The 26,050-nt window shown below is 67.0% G+C and carries 20 protein-coding genes, 1 pseudogene and 1 riboswitch; of the genes and pseudogenes, 7 read left to right on the top strand and 14 right to left on the bottom strand.

The genetic code is table 11. The annotated features are described in order from the left end of the window. Positions 1-51 precede the first annotated feature (51 nt). Positions 52-1,296, bottom strand: a complete 1,245-nt coding sequence (locus AC3A6P_RS13285) for an MFS transporter (protein ID WP_487692030.1) — start codon at positions 1,294-1,296, stop codon at positions 52-54. Positions 1,297-1,387: 91 nt separating this feature from the next. Here AC3A6P_RS13285 and AC3A6P_RS13280 point away from each other — a divergent pair, with 91 nt between their 5' ends. Continuing rightward, positions 1,388-3,685, top strand: coding sequence for a S9 family peptidase (locus tag AC3A6P_RS13280; protein WP_487692029.1), 2,298 nt, complete (start codon positions 1,388-1,390; stop codon positions 3,683-3,685). Here AC3A6P_RS13280 and AC3A6P_RS13275 read toward each other — a convergent pair. Beyond that, on the bottom strand, positions 3,674-4,423 hold the full coding sequence (locus AC3A6P_RS13275; protein ID WP_487692028.1) for a MerR family transcriptional regulator: 750 nt from the start codon (positions 4,421-4,423) through the stop codon (positions 3,674-3,676). The two genes, AC3A6P_RS13280 and AC3A6P_RS13275, sit on opposite strands and share 12 nt — an antisense overlap. A 172-nt stretch (positions 4,424-4,595) precedes the next feature. Between AC3A6P_RS13275 and AC3A6P_RS13270 the strand changes: the two genes are divergently transcribed. Further along, entirely contained in the window at positions 4,596-5,204 is a 609-nt protein-coding gene (locus AC3A6P_RS13270; RefSeq protein ID WP_487692337.1) for a DUF3159 domain-containing protein, read from the top strand. A gap of 104 nt (positions 5,205-5,308) precedes the next feature. Beyond that, positions 5,309-6,457, top strand: coding sequence for a class C beta-lactamase (ampC, locus tag AC3A6P_RS13265; protein WP_487692027.1), 1,149 nt, complete (start codon positions 5,309-5,311; stop codon positions 6,455-6,457). Positions 6,458-6,511: 54 nt separating this feature from the next. Here the strand turns inward: ampC and AC3A6P_RS13260 are convergent, their stop codons facing one another. After that, positions 6,512-7,177 carry an SDR family oxidoreductase gene (locus tag AC3A6P_RS13260; protein ID WP_487692026.1) on the bottom strand — a complete coding sequence of 222 codons (666 nt, stop codon included), beginning with the start codon at positions 7,175-7,177 and terminating at the stop codon, positions 6,512-6,514. A gap of 50 nt (positions 7,178-7,227) precedes the next feature. On the opposite strand from AC3A6P_RS13260, the gene ggh reads away from it, so the two are divergent. Further along, positions 7,228-8,568, top strand: coding sequence for a glucosylglycerate hydrolase (ggh, locus tag AC3A6P_RS13255; RefSeq protein WP_487692025.1), 1,341 nt, complete (start codon positions 7,228-7,230; stop codon positions 8,566-8,568). On the opposite strand, the gene AC3A6P_RS13250 is transcribed toward ggh, so the two are convergent. From AC3A6P_RS13250 to AC3A6P_RS13200, 11 genes are all read right to left on the bottom strand, one after another. Beyond that, positions 8,565-9,053: a MarR family winged helix-turn-helix transcriptional regulator gene (locus AC3A6P_RS13250; RefSeq protein WP_487692024.1), complete on the bottom strand. Its 489-nt coding sequence runs from the start codon at positions 9,051-9,053 to the stop codon at positions 8,565-8,567. The two genes, ggh and AC3A6P_RS13250, sit on opposite strands and share 4 nt — an antisense overlap. Positions 9,054-9,125: 72 nt before the next feature. Further along, entirely contained in the window at positions 9,126-9,863 is a 738-nt protein-coding gene (locus AC3A6P_RS13245; RefSeq protein ID WP_487692023.1) for an amino acid ABC transporter ATP-binding protein, read from the bottom strand. Continuing rightward, positions 9,863-11,647, bottom strand: a complete 1,785-nt coding sequence (locus tag AC3A6P_RS13240; protein ID WP_487692021.1) for an ABC transporter substrate-binding protein/permease — start codon at positions 11,645-11,647, stop codon at positions 9,863-9,865. The genes AC3A6P_RS13245 and AC3A6P_RS13240 overlap by 1 nt, the downstream gene beginning before the upstream one ends. 48 nt (positions 11,648-11,695) lie before the next feature. After that, complete coding sequence (locus AC3A6P_RS13235) at positions 11,696-12,367, bottom strand: GntR family transcriptional regulator (protein WP_487692020.1); 672 nt, start codon at positions 12,365-12,367, stop codon at positions 11,696-11,698. A 208-nt stretch (positions 12,368-12,575) separates the two neighbouring features. Next, complete coding sequence (locus tag AC3A6P_RS13230) at positions 12,576-13,370, bottom strand: LLM class F420-dependent oxidoreductase (protein ID WP_487692019.1); 795 nt, start codon at positions 13,368-13,370, stop codon at positions 12,576-12,578. Between the two features lie 68 nt (positions 13,371-13,438). Further along, on the bottom strand, positions 13,439-15,520 hold the full coding sequence (locus AC3A6P_RS13225) for a PhoX family protein (protein ID WP_487692018.1): 2,082 nt from the start codon (positions 15,518-15,520) through the stop codon (positions 13,439-13,441). A gap of 126 nt (positions 15,521-15,646) precedes the next feature. Then, positions 15,647-17,578: a DNA/RNA non-specific endonuclease gene (locus tag AC3A6P_RS13220; RefSeq protein WP_487692016.1), complete on the bottom strand. Its 1,932-nt coding sequence runs from the start codon at positions 17,576-17,578 to the stop codon at positions 15,647-15,649. 63 nt (positions 17,579-17,641) lie between these two features. Beyond that, positions 17,642-18,529 (bottom strand): alpha/beta fold hydrolase, encoded by an 888-nt coding sequence (locus AC3A6P_RS13215; RefSeq protein WP_487692015.1) that lies wholly within the window; start codon positions 18,527-18,529, stop codon positions 17,642-17,644. A gap of 88 nt (positions 18,530-18,617) precedes the next feature. After that, the gene (locus AC3A6P_RS13210; RefSeq protein ID WP_487692014.1) at positions 18,618-19,691 is read right to left on the bottom strand and encodes an inositol-3-phosphate synthase; all 1,074 of its coding nucleotides are present in this window, start codon (positions 19,689-19,691) and stop codon (positions 18,618-18,620) included. Between the two features lie 69 nt (positions 19,692-19,760). Then, the gene (locus AC3A6P_RS13205; protein WP_487692013.1) at positions 19,761-20,306 is read right to left on the bottom strand and encodes a PadR family transcriptional regulator; all 546 of its coding nucleotides are present in this window, start codon (positions 20,304-20,306) and stop codon (positions 19,761-19,763) included. A gap of 108 nt (positions 20,307-20,414) precedes the next feature. Beyond that, entirely contained in the window at positions 20,415-21,278 is an 864-nt protein-coding gene (locus tag AC3A6P_RS13200; protein ID WP_487692012.1) for a DUF1707 SHOCT-like domain-containing protein, read from the bottom strand. Between the two features lie 151 nt (positions 21,279-21,429). Between AC3A6P_RS13200 and AC3A6P_RS13195 the strand changes: the two genes are divergently transcribed. The 3 genes and pseudogenes from AC3A6P_RS13195 to AC3A6P_RS13185 form a co-directional block, all read left to right on the top strand. After that, the gene (locus AC3A6P_RS13195) at positions 21,430-21,852 is read left to right on the top strand and encodes a DUF5318 domain-containing protein (RefSeq protein ID WP_487692011.1); all 423 of its coding nucleotides are present in this window, start codon (positions 21,430-21,432) and stop codon (positions 21,850-21,852) included. Continuing rightward, entirely contained in the window at positions 21,845-24,316 is a 2,472-nt protein-coding gene (locus AC3A6P_RS13190; RefSeq protein ID WP_487692010.1) for a transglycosylase domain-containing protein, read from the top strand. Before AC3A6P_RS13195 ends, AC3A6P_RS13190 begins: the two co-directional genes overlap by 8 nt. Then, positions 24,313-25,896, top strand: a pseudogene (locus tag AC3A6P_RS13185) (glycosyltransferase family 87 protein); the annotation flags it as partial. The gene AC3A6P_RS13190 and the pseudogene AC3A6P_RS13185, both read left to right, overlap by 4 nt. After that, positions 25,885-26,020: riboswitch (cobalamin riboswitch) on the top strand. Its footprint overlaps the pseudogene before it by 12 nt. Positions 26,021-26,050 lie beyond the last annotated feature (30 nt).

Genomic DNA, 26,050 nt, shown 5'->3' with positions numbered 1-26,050 from the left:
TGCGCGCGCAGGGTGGTTCGTCGGCGCAGGTAGCAGCACGTCCTGGCGGTGTCAGTCTGCGGACCTGCGCGAGGTGAGGGCACGTGACTCTACGTTGGCGCCCGGCTCGAGGTCCGTGAACACCCGGGACGCGACCAGGATGGTCGCGACGACGAGCCAGATGGCGACGACGGCGAGTCCCGCCGCGATGGGTGAACCGAAACAGGCGACGACTCCGGCGAGGCCGATGCCGGCGGGCCCGGCGACCTGGAGGCAGGCATTCTGCACGCTGAGCACCCGGCCGCGGACCGGATCCGGTATGCGTTCGGCCTGCAATACGCCCACCACGGCTCCCAGGATGGCGTTGGCCACACCGAAGAGGGCCGCACCTGCGAACACCACTGCCGGTGAGATCAGCGTGGCGATCAGCAGGAATCCCACCGTCGTCCCGAGCAAGGCGGAGGTCATCCAGAGTCGACGCGGGAGCCGCGCCCCGATGGCGGCGAAAATCCCGGTGCCGCAAAGCATTCCGATCGCCAGCGAGGTCAGGACGAATCCAAGGAGGTCTGGTCGGGCGAGCAGGCTGAAGTGCAGCGGTAACACCAGGCCCTGCAGCCCGCCGATGACGACCACCAGGCCGACGGTGAGAGCTACCGTGCCGGTGAGGAATCGGCTCTGGCGCAGGGCCGCGACGCCTGCCGTCAACTGTCTCCGCAGCGGCTCTCGCTGTTCGGGCGCGTTGTCGATTGCACCGAGGCGACGCGGCATGACGATGGTCAGCGCGGCAGCGGCAGCCGAGGTTGCTGCAGTAGCGAACAGGACGGTGCTGCCGTCGAACAACGCCAGCAGCGTGCCGGCAGTCGCGGGTCCGATCACGAGTGCCATCGAGGTCATCGACTGGCGTAGACCTACCAGCCGCTCCAGTGACACGCCGGTGTGTCGGGCCACCGCCGGCACCAATACCTGCCGGGCGGTCATTCCCGGCACGTCGCCGAACGATCCGGCGATTGCGAGAGCGATGAACCACGCCATGTTGAGCCCCCAGAACACGTCGACCAGCGGGATGGCGGCGATGCCGCCGGCCGAGACGGCATCGGCGAGTATGGAGCACGCGCGACGGTTGACCCGGTCGAGCACGATTCCGGCGCACAACCCGACGAGCAGCGCTGGAACGGCGGTCGCGGCCGATACGGCTCCGACGCTGAGCGGACTGCCGGTGGTCTGGAGCACGATCAGAGGAAGAGCAACGGCGGCGATTCCGTTTCCGAGCACGCTCAGGAAATGTGAGCCGAGGTAGGCCACGGCGACGAACGGCATGCAGGCAGCAGAAACCGTGACGCTACGGCGGAGTCAAACGCTGAGGGGGAATTGACCATGCCCCTGCGTCCGGGTGTTGTATCGGGCCGTGATGCGGAACGACACGACCCAGACCAGAGTGCAATTGACAGATTCCGACTATGCGCGGGCCGAGCAGATGCTTGCCCCGTACCGGTTGCGACGGATGCCCGGCAGCGCGGTGAAACCCGCCTGGCTCTCCGACGGCAGGAGGTTTTGGTACCGGGCGGGGGGCCGCTTCCTCGTGGTGGACCCAGCCGAGGGCAGCCGTCGCGATGCGTTCGACCACGACCGGTTGTCCGCGGCGCTGTCCGTGGCCTCTGGCCACGCAGTGACGGCGGAGGACCTGCCGATCACGGCGGTCGAGTTCGACGATGTGATGCGTTTCAGCGCATTCGGGTCTCGATGGGAGTGGTCGGACAGCGCAGGAACCTGCGTGCGGGTCGAAGGTGACGATCCGGTGGGTGTCGATGAGGTGCTGTCCCCGGACGAGTCGTGGGTGGCGTTCCGCCGCGGCGGCAACATCTGGGTTCGACGGGCAGGAGCGAAGCGACCCGGGGAAATGAACCGCGCTCGCACGGGTGAGGAGGAGTTCCCGCTCACCGATGACGCCGAGCCACAGTTCGATTACGGCGGGCTGCCCGAGGCCACCGGCGCTCGATCGCTGATGCGGATTCTGGGGTTGCCGCAGCCGCTCGTCGTCTCGTGGTCGCCGGATTCGACCCGAATCCTGGTTCATCGCCTCGACCAGCGCGACCTACCCGAACTCGTCCTCGTCGAATCCGCACCGCACGACGGCGGGCGTCCGGTCGAGCACCGCTCGCGCTACCCGATGCCAGGGGAGGAGGCGCAGGCGACGATGTCGTGGACGGTCCTCGACGTCACCGAGCGCACGATCGTCCGCCAGCAGGGCGATCCGGTGACGGTTACTCACCCGAGCGCCATCGTGTACCCGTGGTGGACGGGAAAGTCCGGAGACGCGGTGCACTACCTGCAGCAATCGCGTGATGCCCGAACGCTGGAATTGCGACGCCTCGACCCGACCAGCGGAGAGACCACCACGTTGATCCGCGAGACCGGTGAAACTCGCGTGGATCCGACTCCGCAGCTGGGTGAGCCGCCGATGGCGCGGGTGCTGGATTCCGGAGAGGTGCTGTGGTGGTCGCAGCGCGACGGGTGGGGTCACCTCTACCTCTACTCGGCTGACGGGCAGCAGGTCACCCAGGTCACTATGGGGCAGTGGCTGGTTCGCAACGTGCTATGGGTCGACGAAGGCCGTCGCCAGGTGTGGTTCGTCGCCGGTGGTCTCCTGGAGCACGACCCCTACGTCCGGCAGATCTGCCGAATCAACCTCGACGGGTCAGGGTTCATCCGACTCACGGACGACCATCTCGACCACGACGCGGTGAGCCCACCAGAGGGTGGGTACCTCGTCGACCGCGCGTCCACGTCGAGTCAACCGCCTCGCTCGGTCGTATTGGACGGCGAGGGGCAGGTATTGGTGGAACTCGAAGCCCCGGGCACGGCCGAGCTCGAGGTGCTCGGCTGGAGCGCGCCTGAACGGTTCCGCGCGACTGCGGCCGACGGGAAGACGCCGATCTACGGCCTGCTGTGGCGACCACATAATTTCGACCCGCAGCGGCGCTATCCGGTGATCGAACACATCTACCCCGGCCCGCAGAACTTCCGGGCAGGACCCTCGTTCAACGAGATTCACTACGGCGAACCGGAGGCCTATGCGGCGCTCGGATTTGCGGCGGTGGCGATCGATGGACGGGGTACCGCTGGACGTAGCAAGGCCTTTCACGACCACTCCTACGGGGACCTGGGCAACGCCGGGGCCCTGGACGACCACGTGGCCGCGATCCGCGAACTCGGCCATCGGTATCCGTGGCTGGACACCCGGCGGGTCGGGATCACCGGCCAATCAGCTGGCGGTTTCGCCGCAGCCCGCGCCCTGCTGATGTACCCCGACTTCTACCGGGTTGCCGTTGCGGTGTCCGGCAACCACGACAACGCGGTGAACCTGACCATGTGGGCCGAGCACTACCACGGTGACGTCAGCGATGAGGGGAAGCAGGCGATCTCCAACGTGCCTCTGGCCGCGAACCTGCAGGGCAAGCTCCTGCTCATCCACGGGGAACTCGACGACAACGCACACCCTTATCACACGATGCGCCTCGCGGACGCACTCATCACCGCGGACAAGGACTTCGACATGGTGCTGATCCCAGGAGTCGAACACGCCCTGATCGGCCGCATGCATTACCTCTATCGCCGCACCTGGGATTACTTCGTCCGGCACCTGCACGGCACCGAACCACCGTCGCATCGCCTCGCACCGTTGCCGATGCCCGCACTAGGGGGCTGAGTTGTGCGCCGCCTCGCCGGCCCGCATCATCTTCCGGGCGCGGCGCAGCACGTCGAGTTGCGCCGCGTTGTACAGCTCCGACATGGCTTCCGCGATGGTCTCTTCGACGAAGCGCGCACCTCTGGGGGCATCCGCTCGAGATTCGAGCAGACCGGGGTGCGCCGCATGCAGTCCCCGGATGTAGGGAATGAGGCGTTCGGCGATGTCCTGACGAGTCGCCTCATCGGCGTCGGCCGGCAGGTCGTCGAATGCGATTACCAACGGCCCGGTCGGGGCGTTCTCCAGGAGGTCGGCGTAGGCCTGAAGGCCTCGTGGACCGAGCACGCGCGTCAGGACGATGACGAGTGAGCGGTCGGCGTCGGACAACTTGGCCACCGCGTCCGGTTCGATGAAATCGGCCGGCAGGTCCGTGGGGGCTGACTTCTCGAGAATCAGCCCCAGTTCGACGCGCGCACGCTGCAGGCGTTCGATGGTGGCCGCGAGTTCGGCATCGAGCGCCCGTAAGTCCTCTGCCGGATGGTCGTCGGTGCCGTCTATGTCGGCGATCTGACGGAGTGAGAAGCCCAGATCGCTGAGTCGTTTGATCCGGACCAGTCGAACGAGGTGGGCGACGCCGTACTCCTTGTAGCCGTTGTTGCGACGTTCGGGCTCCGCGAGCAGGCCGACCTGGTGATAGTGCCGTACTGCCCGCAGGCTGGTGCCTGCCAGTTCGGCGATTTCACGCGTACTCCATGCCACATCTCAATTGTGATTCACGAACTGGCTTGACTGTGCCGCAGCGTCCTGGTGTGTCCTCGACGTCATGGCAACACACGATCCAACCCCCGCAGGAGACTGCTTCCGGCCGCCCACGCGGACCGCGGCGACCGAGGTACACGATAAGGAACAGCAGCTGACACTCCTGCATCGCATGGGCGGAGTGTCGGGTCTCGTGGTCGGCGCCGTGCCTACCATCGCCTACGTGGTCGCGAATGCGATCGCGGGATTGGACGTGGCCGTTGTGGTGGCCGTCGGTGTCAGTGTCGTCCTGATCGTGATGAGAAGAGTCCGTAGGGAGTCGATCCAGCCGGCGGTCTCCGGACTGCTCGGCGTTGTCGTCGCAGCGTTGATCGCCTTTTACAGCGGGTCGGCGGAAGGCTACTTCTTGCCGGGCATCTGGGTGAGTCTCGTCTTGGCCGTGGTCTTCACCGTCTCGATACTGGTGCGGCGTCCGCTGGTGGGGGTGGTCTGGAACCTGCTGACGAGTGTGGGTCCGCGACAGTCGTGGCATAGCGACAAGGGCGTTCTGCATGCGTTCGACGTGGCGACGCTGGCGTTCACGGCGGTCTTCGCCGCGAGGTTCGTAGTACAGGACTGGCTCTACGACGCCGGTTCGACCGGCTGGCTGGCAGTCGCACGGATCGCGATGGGGTATCCGCTACTGGCTCTCGCGCTCCTGGTGACTTACTGGGCGGTCCGCCGCACACGTGGCCGACTCCAAGCCGAGGCAGACGAACGTCTCCAGGCGCCCGCGACGTGACCGACAGCGGAGCCGTGGAATGCTCGTGGTGGCCAGGCAGCTCGAGTTCGCCCACGTTCGTGTTCGGGAAGGGGCATCGATTGCGGAACCTCACCAAAGTCGGCATGCGATTGCTTGTGGTGGCCGTCCTGCCGTGGGTGCTTTTCAGCGGGAGCCCCGCAGCAGGACGCACCGACACTGTCGGTGCCGCCGTTGACGAGGCGTTTCGGCCGTTGCTGGCCCAGCACGACATACCGGGTATGGCCATATCGGTAACGGTCGACGGCCGGCAGCACTTTTTCGACTACGGTGTTGCCTCGAAGGAGAGCGACACCCCCGTCACGCGAGACACGATTTTCGAGATCGGTTCGCTCAGCAAGACTTTCACTGCGACCGCGGCGACCTACGCAGACGCGATCGGCCGAATTTCACTGTACGATCACCCCGGTGCCCACCTGCAGCAGTTGGCGGGCACCGCCGTCGACGGGGCGACCCTGCTCGATCTCGGTACCTATACGGCCGGCGGTCTACCGCTGCAGTTCCCGCCCGACGTCACGAACGATGCGCAGGCCCAGAGCTATTTCCAACAGTGGGTCCCCGATGCCGCCCCTGGCGAACAACGGCGGTATTCCAACCCCAGCATCGGTCTGCTCGGACACCTCACCGCGTTGGCGATGAACGTCGGTTTCACCGACCTGCTCCAGGTGCAGGTCTTCCCGAAGCTCGGAATGTCACGTAGCTACATCGATGTCCCGCTGGCTGAAATGGGCGGCTATGCCTGGGGTTACGACACCCACGACGCACCGACCCGGGTAAGCCCCGGCCCAGTTGACGCCGAGGCTTACGGCGTCAAGTCCACCGCAGCGGACATGATCCGCTTCGTGGAGAACAACATCGCGCCTGGCCACCTCGAAGGCCCCATGCGGGCCGCGGTAGAGCAGACGCACGTCGGGTACTTCGAGGTCGCCGGCATGGTCCAGGGGCTCGGCTGGGAACAGTATCCCTACCCCGTCTCCAGGGAGCACTTGTTGTCTGGAAACTCCGCCACCATTGCCATGCAGCCGAATCCGGTCACTCCCGTCGCCGGGGAGGCCCGGTCCGGATCGAGGCTGTTCAACAAGACCGGCTCGACCAACGGGTTCGGTGCCTACGCCGCTTTCGTTCCCGACGAGCGGATCGGCATCGTGATGCTCGCCAACAAGAACTTCCCAATCGCCGCTCGTGTCACCGCGGCCCATACGTTTCTAGAACGACTTTCGGCGGAAACGCCGTAGCTCGCCGTCCCGCGGCGGTGGAACTCGGTTGCTGGGGAGGGTATGACCGGGCGGCTACCGAGGCCTGAGCACCACTTCGTGCATGTGCCCGTCGGGCGGGGTGGCCACCACCTGCGCCACCACCTGCGCCACGGTCTCCGGTCGCAGGAATCTCGAAGGGTCGTACTCGCCGCCCTGGTAGCCGACCAGGTCGCGCTGCATGTCGGTGTCCACCCGGCCGGGGTGGATCGAGGTCACCCGCAGTCCGGGTTCGTCGGCACGCAACGAATCGGCGAACGCCCGCAACGCGAACTTGCTCGCCGAGTAGGACGCCATACCCGCAGAGACATTGCGCCCGGATCCGGAGTTGATGAAGATCACCTGGCCGCCGGCGGCCCGCAGCGCGGGTAGCAGCGCCAGCGTCAGGCCAACGGCGCCAACCACATTCACCTCGAAGGTGGCCCGCCACTCGTCGACGGTGGTTTCGCCGACCCGCCCCGGGTACATCACGCCCGCGTTGTGCACCAGCACGTCCAGCTCGGTCAGCACCTCACTGCTGGCTTCGAGGGACTCCTCGTCGGTGAGGTCCAGCGGCCAGGTGGTGGCGCCGTGCCGGGCGGCCACGGCGTCCAGCTCGGCGGAGGGGCGCCCGGCCAGCAGCAGGGTGTGCGTGGGCGCGAGGGCGTCGGCGATCGCGGCGCCCAGGCCGCGGGAGGCGCCGGTGATGAGCGCAGAAGGCATGAGGCCCACCTTAACGAGCGCCCTCGGCGCGGGGGTCGCAGAATGGACCCGTGGCACCCGACCCCAGCTTCGCGCCGACGCAGCTCGCGGCCCGCGCCGCCTATCTGCTGCGCGGCAATGACCTCGGGGTGATGACGACGGCGGCCCCTCTGCTGTATCCGCACATGTGGAGCTGGGACGCGGCGTTCGTCGCCGTCGGTCTGGCGCCGTTGTCGGTGGAGCGGGCGGTGGTGGAACTGGACACACTGCTGTCGGCGCAGTGGACCAACGGCATGATCCCGCACATCGTCTTCGCCAATGGGGTCGACGGATACTTTCCCGGCCCGGCCCGGTGGGCGTGCTCGGCGTTGGCCACCACCGCCCCACGCAGCCGGCACACCTCCGGGATCACCCAGCCACCCGTGCACGCGATCGCGGTGCAACGCATCCTCGATCACGCCAGGACCCGCGGCCGCTCGACCCGCGCGGTGGCCGAGGCATTCCTGGACCGCCGGTGGTCGGACCTGGTGCGCTGGCACCGGTGGCTGGCCGAGGCACGCGATCAGGACGAGCACGGCCGCATCACCCTGTACCACGGTTGGGAATCGGGGATGGACAACTCGCCGCGGTGGGATGCGGCCTACGCCAACGTCATTCCCGGCGCGGTGCCGGAGTACCAACGTGAAGACAACAAGATCAACACCGACGCCACCCAGCGGCCGTCCGACACCGAGTACGACCGCTATCTGTGGCTGCTCGAGGAGATGAAGGCCGCGCGCTACGACGACGCGCTGTTACCGAAGGTGATGAGCTTCGCCGTGGAGGACGTGTTCGTCTCCGCCATCTTCTCGGTCGCGTGCACCGTGCTCGCCGAGATCGGCGAGGACTACAAACGTCCCCACGCCGACGTCCGTGATCTGTACGCGTGGGCCGAGCGGTTCCGCGCCGGCGTCATCGAGACGGCAGACCAGAGAACCGGTGCGGCAAGGGATTACGATGTGCGCGCGCAGCGGTGGATCGCCACCGAGACCGCGGCGCAGTTCGCGCCGTTGCTGTGCGGCGGGCTGCCGCACGACAAGGAGCGGTCGCTGTTGCGGTTGCTCGAGGGTCCCCGGTTCCGGGGCCATCCGGACCTGAAGTACGCCCTCATCCCGTCGACGTCACCGGTGTCGCGCGACTTCCGGCCCAGGGAGTACTGGCGGGGCCCGGTGTGGCCGGTGCTGACGTGGTTGTTCGCGTGGTGCTTCGCCAGGAGGGGTTGGGCTGAACGCTCGAACAGCTTGCGCCGCGAGGGTTTACGTCAAGCCAGCGACGGCACGTTCGCCGAGTACTACGAACCGTTCACCGGCGAACCGCTGGGCAGTATGCAGCAGTCGTGGACGGCGGCCGCGGTGCTGGACTGGCTCGGTTAGCGAAGCCGGTTGGTCTCGGTGACGGTCTTGTTGGTGGCCAGCTTCTCCAGCGGTTCCAGAGCCCGGTGCAGCACGCCCAGTTCGTCGGGGCTGAGGCCCCGCAGCATCGCGGCCAGCGCGGCATACCGATTGGTGAGCGCCTCGCGGTGTTCGGCGTGACCCTTCGGGGTGATCTCCACCAGCACCGCGCGCAGATCCGAGGGGTCGCGGGTGCGTTTCACCAGCCCCAATTTCTCCAGGCGACGGATGGCCACGGTGGTGGTGGGGGTGCGGACCTTCTCGTGAGCGGCGAGTTCGGTCATGCGCATCGGCCCCTGGTCCAGGAGCGTCACGAGAATCGACAGTTGGGCCAGAGTCAGGTCGTCGGCCGGGGTGGCCGCGGTCTTGTCGCCGCGCCGGAGCACGGTGAACAGCTTGGACAACGCGCGGTGCAGACCCTCGGCAAGGTCGGCCACCTCAGCGACGCTGACTTCGCTCTCTGTCATAGTTCGCTAGTCTAACCTGTCAGCGGCTGTCATTCTGCGCGGGAACTCGAAATTCGGCAAAAATTTGACGCGTCACAGCACCTGGGACAGGAATCGCTGCAGTCGGTCGGTCTCGGCGGCGTCGAACAGCTTCTCGGGTGGCCCCGCTTCCACCACCTTGCCGTGGTCCATGAACACCACGGCGTCGGCAGCCGAGCGGGCGAAGCCCATCTCATGGGTGACCACCACCATCGTCATACCGTCCGCCCCGAGGTCGGCGATCAACGCCAGGATGCCTTTGACCAGTTCGGGATCCAGCGCCGAGGTGGCCTCGTCGAAGAACATCACCTGCGGTGCCATCGCCAGAGCGCGGGCGATCGCGACCCGCTGCTGCTGGCCACCTGACAGCGTGCCCGGCCGGACGTCGGCCTTGTGCCGCAACCCCACCCGGTCCAACTGTTGCAGCGCCAGCTCCCGGGCGGCCTCGGCGGGCAGCTTCTTGAGCTTGCGCGGTGCCAGCATCACGTTGTCCAGCACGCTGCGGTGCGGGAACAGGTTGAACTGCTGGAACACCATGCCGATCCGCTGGCGCAACGCGTCGGGATCATCGGCGAGCACCGACCTGCCGTCGAGCAGGATGTCACCGCGGTCGGGTTCGTAGAGCCGGTTCAGCGTGCGCAGCAACGTCGACTTACCGGAGCCCGATGGCCCGATCACGGCGGTGGTGGTTCCCGCGGGCACGTCGATGTCGACACCGCGCAGCACCTTGTTGGGTCCGAAGGCGAGGTGAATGTTGTTGGCGGCCAGAGAGACCGGCGCGGGTTCTGCCATCACACCATCTCCTGGGTGGTCGTCACGGGGTTCAGCGGGTCCTCGGTCTCGCCGGTGGTGCGCCCGCGGCGCAGCCGGGCGTCGATGTAGTTCACCAGGTGGGTCAACGGGATGGTCAACGCCAGATAGAACAGGCCGGCGGCCACCAAGGGTGACAGGTTGCCGGTCTGGGCGTTGAGGTCCCGGCCCACCTGGAACAGTTCACGCTGGCTGGCGATCAGTCCCAGGAAGTAGACCAGCGACGACGCTTTCAACAGTGAGATGAACTGATTGACCAACGCCGGCAACACCCGCCGGATACCTTGCGGCACCACCACCAGCCGCATCGACGACGAATAGCTGAACCCGAGCGCGCGAGAGGCCTCCAGCTGGCCGGCTTCGACGCTCTGAATACCGGAACGCAGGATCTCACCGACGTAGGCGGCGGCCATCAGGCCCAGCGCCGCGATACCGAGCGGATACGGGTTGTTACCGGTGAGCCCACCGACCACCGGGCCGAAACCCAGCCCGATGATCAAGATGATCACCACTTCGGGCAGGCCCCGGAAGATGTCGGTGTAAACCCGTGCCGGCCAACGCAACCATCGCGACCGGGAGATACCGGCGACGGCGAGCGCCAGGCCGAGAGCCAGACCGATGATGCTGGCGCTGATGGTCAGGATCAATGTGTTGGGCAGGCCCGTCTTGAACAGATCGGGGATCGCCTGTTTGTAGAGCTCCCAGGTGAAGAACGCGTCGCCCAACTGGGCCAGTGTCGACTTCGGCGCCGATGCTGCCGGTTGGTCGGCGCCTTGCTGATTCTCCGCCGCCACGGCGGCGAAGTCGGGAAGTTGAGGTAGCGGTGCGGCTTTGGAGCCGGGTTTCCACCCCGGCGGCAGGGCCCTGGGCACCCAGTCGGTGTAGAGCCGCGACCAGGTGCCGTCGGCGATCACGGCGTCCAGACCGGAGTTCAACGCATCGATCAGCGGCCGGTTCTCCTTGGCCACCGCGTAGGCGACGAAGTTGTCCAGGCTGAAGGTGTTTTCGATGATGGTGGCCGGGTCACCTGCCTGCACGGTGCCCACCGCCTGCTGCGACGGTGCCACCCAGGCGTCGATCTGCCGGGTCTTGAGGCTGCTGTAGACGGTGTTGTAGTCGGGGAACTTCACCGGGTCCAGGCCAAGGCTGTCCACGACGTAGGCCTCCTGCACGGTGCCCTGCACCACGCCGATGCGCTGCCCGGCGGCCAGGTCGGAGAACCCGGTGATCGGCGACCCGGTGGGCACCACCAGTGAGAAGTACCCGAAGTCGTAGCCGTTGGTGAACCCGACGGTCTGCCGGCGGGCGTCGGTGGTGGTGATCGAGGACGAACCGACGTCGAATCGGCGTGAGGCCACCTGCGCGAGCAGCCCGGAGAAGTCGGTGCCGACGAAGCTGATCTGCAGGCCCAGCTTGTCGGCGATGGCACGCAGCAACTCGTTGTCGAATCCGGTGAACTGGCCCGCGGAGTTGATGCAGATACTCGGCGGCGCGTCCGACAGGGTGCCGACCGTCAGCGTGCCGGGCGTGCCGAGGCCCAGCGCGGCGACGTCGATCGAGTCCAACGGCGCCGACGTCTCCGTCGTGTATTTGTCCTCGGCGGGACCGGCGGCCGCCGCGGCGAGATTGGTCGGCAGCGCGCTGGCGCTGGCGATACCCGGGGGCGCGCATTGATCGGCGGCCGACGCCGGCGGTGCCAGCGCCAGCCCGGACACGATCAGGACGGTGGCAACGATGGCCAGGAGGCGGCCGGCGTAAGACCTCACCGTGAGCAACCTACGCCGCCCCTGGCGCAGACGGCGGCTTCGGCTGGATCAGACCGCGAGAATCGCCGCGCTGCCCAACACTCCGCGGCGGCGCAGTTCGTCCAGCATCACCTTCGCCATGAGGTTGGCCCGGTCGATGTTGGCGGTCCGTGCCCCTTCGATGTCGTGGTTGCGGATGGCCTCGGTTTCGCGCTCGTACAGCGGCAGCATCTCCGAGGAGGAGTTGAGGTAGGCACCCCAGAACTCCCGGGGGATGAAGGACTGGGAGGCGCGGATGTTGGCCAGCAGCCGCGGCCCGGCGTACTCGTCGTAGATGGTGCGCCGGTACTCCCAGCCCGCGTCGTTGAAGGTCTGTCCCGCAAAAGTGCTTCGCAGCACCGGCATCATCGCATCGAGTTTGGGGACCACGCGGGCTTCGGGGTCGGCAGCGGCGCGTGCCGAGGCGATCCCGTTGAGCATCCCGTAGATCTCGTGGTACTCGAGTACCACCGCTTCATCGAACCGCTCGACGAACGCGCCCCGGTGGTACCGGGTGCTGAGGATGCCGTCGTGCTCGAGTTGCACCACTGCTTCCTGGATCGGCACCCGGCTCAGGCCCAGTGCATGAGCGATCTCGTTGCGATCGATCCGATCGCCTGAACGTAATTTGCCCGTCAAGATCAGGTTGACCACGTGGGCCACCACCAGATCTTTTTCCTTGACCCCGTACTTCTTCGGCATCTGCATCTCCCCGAACCCCGGTGCTCAGATGAGCACATGTGAATTCTGCCGTGATTTCGACAGACACGCCCATGCTTTATCCGGAATTGCCGGGCCAAGACTAACTGTCTTGTATTCGTCTCAGCACGTGAACGGGTAGATGGGACGGAAGTTCACAGGAAACTCACGGTAAAATGACCGTGGCTGTCAACTGTTAACCCGTGTGAACTCACCCTTCGACACGCCGGTCGCGCCACGCCACCAGCGCCTCGGCCGCGGCCAAGTCGTAGTCGGGTCCATTGACGCCGATCGTCAATAGTGTCACTCCCAGATCCACCAGCGCGTCGGCTTCGGCGAGCATCTCGTCGACACTTCGCTCAGGGACTCCAGACGATCGTTCGATGGCCTGCGGCGCGCGGTCGACGTCGGCGCAATGCCGGTCCAGCACCTCGGCCTTACCGGGGTAGGTGTGGCGATCGGTGAACCCGTGCCAGATGTCGGCGTACTCGGCGACCAGGCGCAGTGTCTTCTTCTCGCCCTGCCCGCCGATCAGGATCGGGATGTCGCGCGTCGGCGCCGGGTTGAGCTTGCCGAGCCGGGAGCGGATCCGCGGCAGGGCGGCGGCCAGGTCGTTGAGCCGGCTGCCCGCGGTGCCGAAGTCGTAGCCGTACTCGTCGTAGTCCTTCTGTTTCCAACCCGAGCCGATGCCCAGGATCAGCCGGCCGTCGCTGATGTGGTCGACGGTGCGCGCCATATCGGCCAGCAGGTCGGGATTGCGGTAGGAGTTGCAGCTCACCAGTGCGCCGAATTCGATGCGTGAGGTCTGCTCGGCCCATGCGGCGAGCATCGTCCAGCATTCGTAGTGGGCGCCGTCGGGATCACCGTAGAGCGGGTAGAAGTGGTCCCAGTTGAAGGCGATGTCGACGCCGAGGTCTTCGCAACGTCGGACCGCGTCGCGGATGTGGCCGTAGTTGGGGGAGTGTTGCGGCTGTAGCTGGACACCGATGCGAATGGGTTGGCTCATGTCCCCCAACGTAGTGATTTCGGCGCGCTCATAACCGCTCAGCGGTTATGAGCGCGCCGAAATCGCAGTTAGACGCCGATGTTGCCGCCGTCGCGCCAGACCGCCACCACCGACGGCTTGGCGGTGCCGTTGCCGCCTTCGGGCCAGCGCGACAGCGGATCGTCGATGCTGTTGTCGTCGTTCTCGCCCGGGTGCTGCACGCAGACGGTCACCAGGTCGTCCATCACGATCGGCCCGCAGGTCTCGGCGCCGATCGGCACCGTCAGGAACTGCTTGGTCTCACCGCGGTTCGGGCCCTCCAGCGCCACGGCGAACAGGCCGTCGTTGGAGTCCAGCGCGTTGCCGTCGGTGGAGATCCACAGGTTGCCGTGACTGTCGAAGGCCAGGTTGTCCGGGCAGGAGATCGGGCTGACCTTGGTCTTGTCGAACCCGCCGAAGTAGGTGTCGGCCGCGGCCGGATCGCCGCAGACCAGCAACAGATCCCAGGTGAAATCGGTGCCGGCGTGGTTGTCGGTGATCTCGAGGACCTGGCCGTTCTTGTTGTCGTTGCGCGGGTTGGCCGCATCGGGGCCGGGCTCGCCGTCGGCGCCGCGGTCGTCGTTGTTGGTCAAGGCGACGTACACCTTGCCCGAGACGGGATTGGCCTCGAAGTCCTCGGGGCGGTCCATCTTGGTGGCGCCCACCTTGTCGGCGGCGAAGCGGGTGAACACGGCGACTTCCTGCGGGCTGATCCCGTCGACCAGAGACTCCGCCTGCCCGCCTGCGCCGGAGCGCAGCAGCGGGATCCAGGTGCCCGAGCCGGCGAAGGAGCCGGACGACGGCAGGTTGCCCGAGCCGTCGATCTCGGCAGCGGGGATGTCGCTGGTCAGCTTCGCGACATAGAGCGTGCCCTCGTCCAGGATGGTCATGTTGGCCGCGCGTGCCTCGGGCGTATTGCCGGGCTGGATCTTCTTCGACGAGATGAACTTGTACATGTAGTCGAAGCGCTCGTCGTCACCCGAGTAGGCGACGACGGTGCCGTCGTCGGTGACGTAGATGTTGGCGGCTTCGTGTTTGAACCGGCCCAGCGCCGAATGTTTGACCGGGTTGGATTCCGGGTCCCACGGGTTGAGTTCGACGACGTAGCCGAACCGGTTGACCTCGTTGGCCGCCTTGGTGACGTCCCAGCGCGGGTCGAAGTTCTCCCACTTGCGTTCGGTGGGTTCGAGTTTGACGCCGTAGCGGTCCAGCCGGTCGGCCTCGACGGGACCGGGGGCGGGTGCGCCCTCGGGCGCACCGAAGTAGCTGTTGAAATTCTCTTCACCGGAAAGCACCGTGCCCCAGGGGGTTACACCTCCGGAGCAGTTGTTGACGGTACCCAGCACGGTGCGTCCGGTCGGGTCGGCGGCGGTCTTGACGAAATCGGTGCCTGCGGCCGGGCCGGTCAGCGTGAAGGGGCTGTCGGCGGTGATGCGGCGGTTGTAGCGTCCCATCACCGGCTTGAGGCCGTCGGGGGTGCGCTCCACCTCGACGACGGTCAAACCGTGGGCCGCGACCCCGATGTCGAACTGCTCGCGGGTGGGTGCGTCGGCGTCGTAACCGGGGTGCATGAACTGCTCGGTGGTGTACTCGTGGTTGACCACCAGCAGGAAGCGGTTCGGCTGCCCCTCGATGGGCAGCAGCCCGGCGAAGTCGTTGTTGAACCCGAACTGTCCCCGCTGGGCGGCGGCGGTCTGGTTGTTGACGTCGAAGGCGGGGGCGTCGGGCAGCACCGGGTCACCCCAGCTGATCACCACACCCTGGCGGTAGCCCTCCGGGATCACCACCGCGTCCTCGCTGTTGGGGGCCACGGCGGCGAAGTTCATGCCCGGCAGCGGCTCCAGTTCGGCCGGCGCTGCGCTACTGGATGTGGTTGCCGCGGTGGGGGATTCGTCCGTCGAGCAGGCGGCCAGCAACGACCCTCCACCGACGGCCAGCACCGCGACACCGCCGGCCTGCAGCACCGAGCGCCGTGACATCGCCTGGCGCACCACATCGCCGAAGTACTCGTTCTCGGTCTTGTTCGGCGCGGGGTGGGCGCACTGATCACCGCACTTGTAGCGGCACGTGATGCGCTGCCGCGACGACTTCCCATCATGAGCGACGAACAGGTTCAACGGCACGATTGCCATGGCTGCGGATCCTCCCGAGGAAACATCGGCCGGGGCTGGCGGCCGGAACTCGGGTGAAGTTACGTGCGCTGGGCAATCAGCGGGCAATCAAACGGTGAACAGCGGGCAACGAGGTCGGCGAAAAGATCACAGCACGATGTCCTCGTCGCGCAGGATCTCCCGCGGCAGCGGCAGGGCCTCCAGCCGCGCCAGCGGATCGGCAGAGATGTAGTCGGTGAGCACCAACCCGGTCAGCGTCGCGATCGTGGCGACCGGCACCTGGAAGGTGCGGTAGGCGCCGAACGAGAACGCTTCATGGCTCACCACACCGTCCAGCAGCGCCGCCTGACTGAGCAGGTATCCCGTCGCGGAGAGCGTCCCGTCGGTCTTCACCATCGACACCACCTTCCAGTATTGGCGGGGCAGTTGCACCCCGCGGTAGTGCGGGTCGTCGTCGGCGAGCACCGGCCCGGTGAGCACGCTGACCGCCAGGCGGTGGTTGTCGGCGTTGGTCAGGATGTAGTCCTCCAGGCCCAGCCATTTCGTCTGGCCGGCGTTGAAGTCGTGGTGTTGCGGCGCGCAGTTGGTGAAGTGGAAGGTGTCGTCGTTGGCGGCTTTGGCATTCGGGCCCCACGCCGGGTCGAGACGACGCACCAGGTGCCCGCGGTCCAGATCGTTGTTGCGGTAGACGTCTTCCCCGGTCTGCTGATCCTCGGGTAGCCGCGGGTCCAGGGTCCAGCGATCGCGTTCACGGCCGATCGGGGTGATCGGGCCGGCGATGTTCACGGCGGTGAACATCGCCAGTCGTCGGGCGGTGTGCACGCGCACGCTGAAGTGGTGGTACCGCAGTTCGGGCGACAGCGGCGCCGTCGACTCCGGCAGCGGCAACGGCACGCCCAGGAAGCCGGCGTCGTAACCGTCGCGACTGGAGTAGTCCGGGTCGATGTCGATCGCTTCGTGATCCGGTTCCACCACGCCGACGGCACGGACCACACTCCCGTTGAACTGCACCGTGATTCGCACCGGCTCGGTGGCCGGGGGTGCCGACACCTCGACCCCGGCGGCCACCGGACCGGCGATCGGCGTTTTCGGAAGGTCTTCGGTCAGCAGTGCGCGTTGACCCTCCGGAAGCGCAAGGCCGTCGAGGAAGCGCAGGATGCGGCTGATCCGGATGCCCTCGTTGAGGAACGCGAACTGTTCGTTGCCGGGGGTCGGGACGCTGGCGTGATGCAGGGCGATCACTTCCCACTGGTCGTTGAACACCGGTGAGCCCGACGAGCCCGGTTCGGTGTCGGCGGAGTAGGTGACCGCGATCTCGGGGATGTCGATCACCTTGTTCTCCCGCAGCACGATCTGCTTCTTGCGGCCGCCGGGATGCTGGATGATCGTCACGTACTCGCCGATGAGAACCGTGCCCTGGGCGGCGGTCAGCCGGTTGAACCCGAACGGCGCCAACACTTCTGGGGTTGCGTCCACGGCCACCAGGGCGAAGTCCAGGTCACGGTCGGCGACGAAGAAGACATCGGGTGCGAACCCGAGCCGGGTGGGTTTGACCGCTGTCCCGCCCGGGCCGTCCTGGAAGCCGAACTCGATGGCGCTGTGCCGGGCGATGTCGGCACTGCCCAGCACGTGGTGATTGGTCAGCAGCAGCCGCGGTGACACCAGGAACCCGGTGCCGAAGCCGGCCGGTCCGGCGGCGTCGACCACGTGTACCCGACCGACCGAGCGGGCGGCGGCCACCCCTTCGTCGAGGTAGCGCACCTCGAGGAAATCGGGGGTGTTGATGATCTTCTCGAGCTGGGCTTCGGCGGCGCCGGCGCTGGCGGAGGCCAGTTCGGGTGCGGCACCGGACGGTGTGGTGTTGTCCCGGTAGGCATTGACCCGATCCATCCGCTTTGCCACGCGGTCGAGTTCGTTGACCTTCACCAATCCGTCGGGCCCGGCCAGGGCGGTGGTGTTGGTGATCCGGGTGGTGCTCCTGGCGTGCATCCGGGCGCGGGCGGCGTCCTGCTGGCGGCGCAGTTCGCGCGCGTACTCGGACTGCCCGGCGTCGGGACGCGGGATGTCGATCGTGGTCATGGCGGTTCCCCCTTGGTCGCATCGAGCGTCGCGCTGATGCGGCGGGGGATCACGCGTAGTGCGCTACGCGAGTACCTCGCGCAGGATCTCGATCAGGCGCCGCGGCTGATCGCTCTGCACGGAGTGGCCGGAATCGGCGACCACGATGGTGCGCTGGAACCCCGGTGCCTCCACGGCGAACTGAGCGGCGTCGTCGTCGTTGACGAAGAACGAGTTGGCCCCGCGCACCAGCGTCGTCGGCATGGAGATCGAGGCGACGTCATCCCAGAGTCCCTCGAACCCCTCACCCTTGCGGAACGAGTCGTACCGCCAGGTCCAGGTGCCGTCGTCGAGGCGCTTCGAATTGTGGAACACGCCGCGCCGCAAGGAGTTCCGGTCCCGGTGCGGGGCGGCGGCCACGGTGACCTCGAGCATGGCGGCGAAGCTGGGGAAGGTCCGGTCGCCCTGCACCAGTGCGACGGTGCCCTTCTGCGCCTCGGTCATCTGGGTGTGCCGTTCCGGCGCCGACGGGGTGACGTCGACCAGCAGCAGGCGCGGCACCAGCTCGGGCGCGGTGGCGGCGATCCGCAGTGCCGTGAGCCCGCCCAGGGACATGCCGACCACCAGCGCGGGTGCGGGGGCGTGCTCGCGCAGCACCGGAATGATCTTCTCGGCGGCCAGTTTCGGTCCGTAGTCACCGTCCTCGCGCCAGGCGGAACGGCCGTGACCGGGCAGGTCCACCGCCAAGGCGGGCTCGCCGAGGCCGACGATCACGGTGTCCCAGGTGTGGGCGTTCTGCCCGCCGCCGTGCAGGAACACCACCGTCGGCGGTTCGGCGCCGAACTTCAGTGCGCTGATCTCGCCGGCGTCGATGCGCTGCACCGGAGGCACGTGTGACACCCCGGCCTGCTCGGCGTTCTCCGGCAGCAGGGCGAACTCGTCGAGACCCGGCAACTCGTCATCAGAGACCACGCTCTGACTGTACAAACACGCCGAGACTGCACACAGTGCGGGATTCCCGGGGAATTCCCGCAGCGTGCGCAGTCTCGGCGCAGAAGACTCAGCCCTCGATGAAGGTTTCGAGCTGGGTGCGGGCGATATCGTCAGCCAGCTGCTTCGGCGGGCTCTTCATCAGATACGCCGAGGCCGCCTCGACGGGGCCACCGATACCGCGGTCCTTGGCGATCTTCGCCGCGCGCACCGCGTCGATGATGACGCCGGCCGAGTTCGGCGAGTCCCACACCTCGAGCTTGTACTCCAGGTTCAGCGGCACGTCACCGAAGGCGCGGCCTTCCAGGCGGACGTAGGCCCACTTGCGGTCGTCGAGCCAGCCGACGTGATCGGACGGGCCGATGTGCACGTCCTTGGTGTTGAACTCACGCTGCAGGTTGGACGTGACGGCCTGGGTCTTGGAGATCTTCTTCGACTCCAGCCGCGAACGCTCCAGCATGTTGAGGAAGTCCATGTTGCCGCCGACGTTGAGCTGCATGGTGCGGTCCAGCTGCACGCCGCGGTCTTCGAACAGCTTGGCCATCACGCGGTGGGTGATGGTGGCGCCCACCTGGCTCTTGATGTCGTCGCCGACGATCGGCACACCGGCGGCGCGGAACTTTTCGGCCCACACCGGGTCGGAGGCGATGAAGACGGGCAGCGCGTTGACGAAGGCCACGCCGGCGTCGATGGCGCACTGGGCGTAGAACTTGTCGGCCTCTTCGGAGCCGACGGGCAGGTAGGAGACCAGCACGTCGACCTTGGCGTCTTTGAGCGCCTTGACCACGTCGACGGCCTCGGTGTCGGAGATCTCGATGGTTTCGGCGTAGTACTTGCCGATGCCGTCGAGCGTCGGTCCGCGCTGCACCGTCACGTTGGTCGGCGGCACGTCGGCGATCTTGATGGTGTTGTTCTCCGAGGCGAAGATGGCCTCGGACAGGTCGAAGCCGACCTTCTTGGCGTCCACGTCGAAGGCGGCGACGAACTTGACGTCCCGGACGTGGTAGCGGCCGAACTTCACGTGCATCAGGCCGGGGACGCTGGCGTTCTCGTCGGCGTCCTTGTAGTACTGCACACCCTGCACCAGCGAGGACGCGCAGTTTCCGACGCCGACGATGGCGACCCGGATGTCCTGGTCAGTCATGGACGTTTCCCTTCATCTTTCAACTTGCGTATTGCGTCCGTCTTCACGAACCACTCTTGCCGTGGGTTTTCAGGGTTGATCGGTGCGCCCGTTGGCGACGCGTTCGGCGGCGATCAGCTCGTTGAGCCACTTCACCTCACGCTCGCTGGACTCCAGCCCGAGTTGGTGCAGCTGGCGGGTGTACCGATCGAACGAACTACTGGCCCGCGCAACGGCTTCACGGAGACCTTCCCGGCGTTCCTCGACCTGGCGACGACGACCCTCCAGGATTCGCATCCGGGCTTCGGCCGGGGTGCGGTTGAAGAACGCCAGATGCACACCGAACCCGTCGTCGGTGTAGTTCTGCGGACCGGTGTCGGCCACCAACTCGCTGAAGCGCTGCCGTCCGGCATCGGTGAGCTGGTAGACGCGACGGGCCCGCCGGACCTTCAAGGTTCCCTCCGGGGCAGCGTCTTCGACGATGAGCCCGTCGGTCTGCATCCGGCGCAGTGCCGGGTACAGCGAACCGTAGGAGAAGGCGCGGAATGCGCCCAGGAGTCCAGTCAGCCGCTTGCGGAGTTCATAGCCGTGCATGGGCGATTCGAGAAGAAGGCCCAAGATGGCGAGTTCCAGCATCGCCAACACCTCCTTGCTCGTCCGTTACGGCGGTTCGACACCTCGCGCAATAGTATCGCGCCGATATATACGCCGCTACATCAGAGCAACATCCGAGTGAAGATCGGCCTACTCGCTGGGGTAGGACACCCGCTTGATCACACCGTCGCCGCCCAGCTCGAGGTAGCCGCTGTTACCGAATTCCGGCGTCACGTAGATGCTCACCTCGATCGTGCCCGGCGGCGCGGTGATGTCGTCGGTGGCCTCGATGCTGACGTGTGTGCTCTCGACCTCCGCGGGATCGATACCCAGCGTCTCCGGGGCGCCGCGGATGATGCCCACCATCGCGGGGATGTCGAAGGCACCGAGGTCCACGACGCGCTCGTCGGAACCCACCGTGGTCTCCGACGGGTCATCCCAGCCGCCTCGGTAGGAGTAGCTCAGCGCGCGCCGCGGTTCCGTGGGGTCCTGACGGGTCAGCGACGCGTAGTCCTCGAAGATCGTGATGTCGTAGCCGGTGGTGTCGCCGAACTTCGAGCGCATCTGCTCGAACAGCCCGGTCAGCCCGCCCAGGGAGAACAACTGCCGCGGCGGGGTCAGCACCTTGGCGGGAATGCCGTCGGATTTGGCGCCCGGATCGGTCTCGAAACTCAACGGCGAGCTGGTGTTGCCGTACAACCCCCAGCCGATCCCGATGCCCAGTACCACCAGCACCGCCGCCACCGCGGCCCGCAGACCCCAGCCGGCGCCTGGAGTCTGCAGGGGAGACGGCTTCTTCAGGTCGGGCAGTTTGACGGGTGCGTTCTCGATCTGCAGATCGGCCACCAGCGCCTGTAGATCACCGAGGGTCGCGGCGGCAGTGGCCGCCGCCACCCGCTGGCGGTGTTCCTCCATTGACAACTGGCCGTCGGCCAGCGCACTGTCCAGAACCGCGCAGGTGTCGTTCCTGTTGCTGTCCTTGGCCCGTGTACCTGCTGTTTGACGCGTCGCCACGCGATGATCGTAAGAGTTCGTCCCCCCGGATGCTTACAACTGCGGTGATGAGCGTCATGGCATGCGGCAGCGCTGGGCGGATGCACGGTTTCGTGCACAGGGCAGGCCCGTCGCGGCTCTGTGCTCAGAAGGCCGACGTACTCTTGTGATCGTGCGATTGCAGCGACAGGTGGTGGACTACGCGCTTCGGCGGCGTTCCCTGCTGGCCGAGGTGTACTCCGGCCGCACGGGCGTCTCCGAGGTCTGCGACGCCAACCCCTACCTGTTGCGCGCCGCGAAGTTCCACGGAAAACCCAGTTCCGTCATGTGCCCGATCTGCCGGAAGGAACAGCTGACGCTGGTGTCCTGGGTGTTCGGTGACCATCTGGGCCCGGTGTCGGGATCGGCTCGTACCGCCGAGGAGCTGGTACTACTGGCGACCAAGCACGAAGAGTTCTCGGTACATGTGGTGGAGGTATGCCGAACCTGCAGTTGGAATCATCTGGTCAAGTCCTACGTGCTGGGCGCGCCGAAGTCTCCGAAGGCGCCCCGCACTCGAACTGCGCGCAAGGGCGCGCGGACGGCCAGTGAGTAACCCGGGGCGGCACGACCGGTCGGCTTCTGATGATCAGCGCGGGTCAGCGGCCAACGGTGCGCACGCCAGACGACCCGAGCCCGAAACCAGCCGCCTCCCGGCGCAGCCGGAGCCACACCGCAGAAGTGCCGTGCGGCCCGACCAGCGGCCCACCTCGGTCATCCCGCCGGTGCGCGAAGTACCCGATCCCCGCCTGCGCGACCCGATCGACGTGGTCAAGGCCGCCCTCGACGGGACGCCGCCGCCGAAGCTGCCGCCCGGCGGGCCGCATCCGCCCGGCGGCGGTGGCGGCGGGCCGAAGAAGCCCTCGCAGATCAACTGGAAGTGGGTTCGGCGCGGCCTGGCCGCCGCCGCCGCGGTCCTGATCCTGCTACCGCTCATCACGTTCGGGATGGCGTATTTCATCGTCGAGGTGCCCAAGCCCGGCGACATCCGCACCAACCAGGTCTCGACCATCCTGGCCAGCGACGGCTCGGAGATCGCGCGGATCGTTCCGCCGGAAGGCAACCGGGTCGACGTCAACATCGACCAGATCCCGGTGTCGGTGCGGGATGCGGTGATGGCCGCCGAGGACCGTGACTTCTACTCCAATCCCGGCTTCTCCTTCACCGGCTTCCTGCGCGCCACGAAGAACAACCTGTTCGGCGGCGATCTGCAGGGCGGGTCGACGATCACGCAGCAGTACGTGAAGAACGCGCTGGTCGGCGACGCCCGCTCCGGTGTGGGCGGGGTGATCCGCAAGGCCAAGGAGCTGGTCATCTCGACGAAGATGTCCAGCGAATGGTCCAAAGACCAGGTGATGCAGTCGTACCTGAACATCATCTACTTCGGCCGCGGCGCCTACGGTGTCTCGGCGGCCGCCCAGGCTTACTTCAACAAACCCGTCGAGCAGCTCACCGTGGCCGAGGGTGCGCTGCTGGCGGCGCTGATCCAGCGGCCGTCGGGACTGGACCCTGCCGTCGACCTGGAAGGCGCCACCACCCGCTGGAACTGGGTGCTCGACGGCATGGTCGAAATCGGCGCACTGTCCGCCGAGGACCGCGCCGCACAGGTGTTCCCCCCGACCATCCCGCCGGAGCAGGCCGGTTCGGCCAACCAGACCACGGGCCCCAACGGTTTGATCGAGCGGCAGGTCATCCGCGAGCTGCTGGACCTGTTCGACATCGACGAGCAGCAACTCAACACCGAGGGCCTGCAGATCACCACCACCATCGACCCCAAGGCGCAGGCGGCCGCGGAGGAGGCGGTGACCGAGACCCTCGAGGGTCAGGACCCGGACATGCGGTCGGCCGTGGTGTCGGTCGATCCGAAGACCGGCGCGGTCAAGGCCTACTACGGCGGCTCGGATGCGAACGGTTTCGACTTCGCGCAGGCCGGGCTGCCCACCGGCTCGTCGTTCAAGGTGTTCGCACTCGTCGCGGCCCTGGAGCAGGGCAAGGGGCTGGGCTATCAGGTGGACTCGTCACCACTGACGGTCAACGGCATCGAGATCGGCAATGTCGAAGGCAACAGCTGCGGCACCTGCAACATCGCCGAGGCGTTGAAGCGGTCGCTCAACACCAGCTACTACCGCCTGATGCTCGAGCTGGAGAACGGCCCGTCCGACGTCGCCGACGCCGCGCACCGGGCCGGTATCGCCGAGAGCTTCCCCGGTGTCGAGCACACCTTGAGCGAGGACGGCCAGGGCGGGCCGCCGAACAACGGCGTGGTGCTGGGGCAGTACCAGTCCCGGGTCATCGACATGGCCTCGGCGTACGCGACGCTGGCTGACTCCGGCGTCTACCACCGGCCGCACTTCGTGCAGAAGGTGGTCAACGCGCAGGGCCAGGTCCTGTTCGACGCCAGCACCCAGGACACCGAGGGTGAGCAGCGCATCGACAAGGCCGTCGCCGACAACGTCACCGCCGCCATGCAACCCATCGCCGGCTATTCCAACGGCCATAACCTGGCCGGCGGCCGCCCGTCGGCCGCGAAGACGGGCACCAATCAGCTCGGCGACACCGGCGCCAACCGCGACGCCTGGATGGTCGGGTTCACCCCGTCCTTGTCGACCGCCGTCTGGGTGGGCACCGTCGACGGCACCAAGCCGCTGGAGAACCAGTGGGGCTCGCCGGTGTACGGCTCGGGCCTGCCGTCGGACATCTGGAAGGCGACGATGGACGGCGCCCTCGAGGGCACCGACGACGAGGAATTCCCGAAGCCGACCGAGATCGGCGGGTACGCCGGGGTGCCTGCCGCTCCGCCACCGCGGCCGACGCAGACCGCGCCGCCGACACCGCAGCCGGGCACGGTGATCCAGCCCAGTATCGAGATCGCGCCGGGTATCACCATCCCGCTGGGTCCGCCGACGACGGTGCCGGCTCCGGTTCCGGGTGGCGCTCCGCCCGTACCGGCCGCGCCGGGCGCTCCGGTGCCCCCGCCGGTCGACCCCAACGCACCGATCGTGCCCCCGCCGCCCCCGTGACGGAACCGGGGGGAGTGTCACCGCAGCGGTTGGCCACCGATACCCGCAGTGCCGACGATCGGGACCTGCCCAGCCGCAACGATGTGATGGTGTCGGCCATGTCCGACGTGGTCGGGGGACCGGTCGGACGGCATGCACTCATCGGCAGGCAGCGGTTGTTCACCCCGCTGCGGGTCATCTTCGTCATCGCCCTGGTGTTCCTCGCGCTCGGGTGGACCACCAAATCGCCGTGTCTGCAGACCGTGGGCACCGGCACCGCCGATCAACGCGTGGCCAACTGGGAGAACCAGCGGGCCTACTACTCGCTCTGTTATTCCGACACCGTGCCGCTCTACACCGCGGAGTTGTTGAGCCAGGGCAAGTTCCCGTACAAATCGAGCTGGCTGGAGACCGACGAGAACGGTCAGCCCCGCACCCAGTACGACGGCACCCAGGCCATCCGTTACATGGAGTATCCGGTGCTCACCGGCGTCTACCAGTACGTGTCGATGGCGCTGGCCAAGACCTATTCGGCGCTGACGCGGGCGGTCACCTGGCCGGTGCTCTCCGGTGTCGCCGAGGTGGTGATGTTCTTCAACATCGCCGCGTTCGGCCTGGCGCTGGCCTGGTTGGCGACGGTGTGGGCCACCGCGATGCTGGCCGGACGCCGCATCTGGGACGCCGCCCTGGTGGCCGGCTCGCCTCTGCTGATCTTCCAGATCTTCACCAATTTCGACGCGCTGGCAACGGCTTTCGCCATGGGTGGGCTGCTGGCGTGGGCGCGCCGAAGACCGGTGCTGGCCGGTGTGCTGATCGGCCTCGGGGTGGCGGCCAAGCTGTATCCGGCACTGTTGCTCCTGCCGATCGTGCTGCTGGCGGTGCGGTCGGGCCGTCTCGTCGAGGCCGGTAAGACGGTGGCGGCGGCGCTGGCCGCCTGGCTGGTGGTCAACCTGCCGATCATGGTGCTGTTCCCGCAGGGGTGGGCGGAGTTCTTCCGGCTCAACAGCCGCCGCGGTGAGGACATGGACTCGCTGTACAACGTGTTCGGCAGCTTCACCGGCTGGCGGGGTTTCGACACCGAGCTCGGCTTCTGGGAGCCGCCGGCGATTCTCAACAGTGTGGTTGCGCTGTTGTTCGTGTTGTGTTGTGCCGCAATCGCCTACATCGCGCTCACCGCACCTACCCGGCCCCGGCTGGCGCAGTTGGCGTTCCTGGTGGTGGCGGCGTTCCTGCTGACCAACAAGGTGTGGAGCCCGCAGTTCTCGCTGTGGCTGGTTCCGTTGGCGGTGCTCGCGCTCCCGCACCGCAGGATCCTGCTGGCCTGGATGACCATCGACGCCCTGGTGTGGGTGCCGCGCATGCTGTTCCTGTTCGGCGAGCAGAACAAGGGGTTGCCCGAGCAGGCGCTGACCACCACCGTCCTGCTGCGTGACATCGCCGTCATCGGGCTCTGTGTCCTGGTGATCCGGCAGATCTACCGCCCCGCCGACGACCTGGTGCGCTGGCGTGGCCGTATCGACGACCCGTCGGGCGGGGTCTTCGACCGGGCTCCGGACAACCCACCCTCGTGGTTGCCGGCCTTCCTCTCAGCTAAAGTCGGTAGCGCCGGTCAACCGATCGGCTCCGATGGACAAGCAGGAAGCCGGTGTGAATCCGGCGCGGTCCCGCCACGGTGACCGGGTAGCGAACCCGGAAGTCCGATACTGCCTCCACCGGATGAGCCTGCCCTGGGACGAGGACATCCCGGATGGAGTC

It is taken from the genome of Mycobacterium sp. Soil_C_30 (genome assembly GCF_057656995.1).
This window is presented reverse-complemented; position numbering and strand designations above follow the sequence as displayed.

Coding starts and splice junctions, on each gene's coding strand:
- AC3A6P_RS13285 (WP_487692030.1), bottom strand. CDS start 1,296: ATGCCGTTCGTCGCCGTGGCCTACCTCGGCTCACATTTCCTGAGCGTG.
- AC3A6P_RS13280 (WP_487692029.1), top strand. CDS start 1,388: ATGCGGAACGACACGACCCAGACCAGAGTGCAATTGACAGATTCCGAC.
- AC3A6P_RS13270 (WP_487692337.1), top strand. CDS start 4,596: ATGGGCGGAGTGTCGGGTCTCGTGGTCGGCGCCGTGCCTACCATCGCC.
- ampC (WP_487692027.1), top strand. CDS start 5,309: ATGCGATTGCTTGTGGTGGCCGTCCTGCCGTGGGTGCTTTTCAGCGGG.
- AC3A6P_RS13260 (WP_487692026.1), bottom strand. CDS start 7,177: ATGCCTTCTGCGCTCATCACCGGCGCCTCCCGCGGCCTGGGCGCCGCG.
- AC3A6P_RS13250 (WP_487692024.1), bottom strand. CDS start 9,053: ATGACAGAGAGCGAAGTCAGCGTCGCTGAGGTGGCCGACCTTGCCGAG.
- AC3A6P_RS13245 (WP_487692023.1), bottom strand. CDS start 9,863: ATGGCAGAACCCGCGCCGGTCTCTCTGGCCGCCAACAACATTCACCTC.
- AC3A6P_RS13235 (WP_487692020.1), bottom strand. CDS start 12,367: ATGCCGAAGAAGTACGGGGTCAAGGAAAAAGATCTGGTGGTGGCCCAC.
- AC3A6P_RS13230 (WP_487692019.1), bottom strand. CDS start 13,370: ATGAGCCAACCCATTCGCATCGGTGTCCAGCTACAGCCGCAACACTCC.
- AC3A6P_RS13225 (WP_487692018.1), bottom strand. CDS start 15,520: ATGGCAATCGTGCCGTTGAACCTGTTCGTCGCTCATGATGGGAAGTCG.
- AC3A6P_RS13220 (WP_487692016.1), bottom strand. CDS start 17,578: ATGACCACGATCGACATCCCGCGTCCCGACGCCGGGCAGTCCGAGTAC.
- AC3A6P_RS13210 (WP_487692014.1), bottom strand. CDS start 19,691: ATGACTGACCAGGACATCCGGGTCGCCATCGTCGGCGTCGGAAACTGC.
- AC3A6P_RS13205 (WP_487692013.1), bottom strand. CDS start 20,306: ATGCTGGAACTCGCCATCTTGGGCCTTCTTCTCGAATCGCCCATGCAC.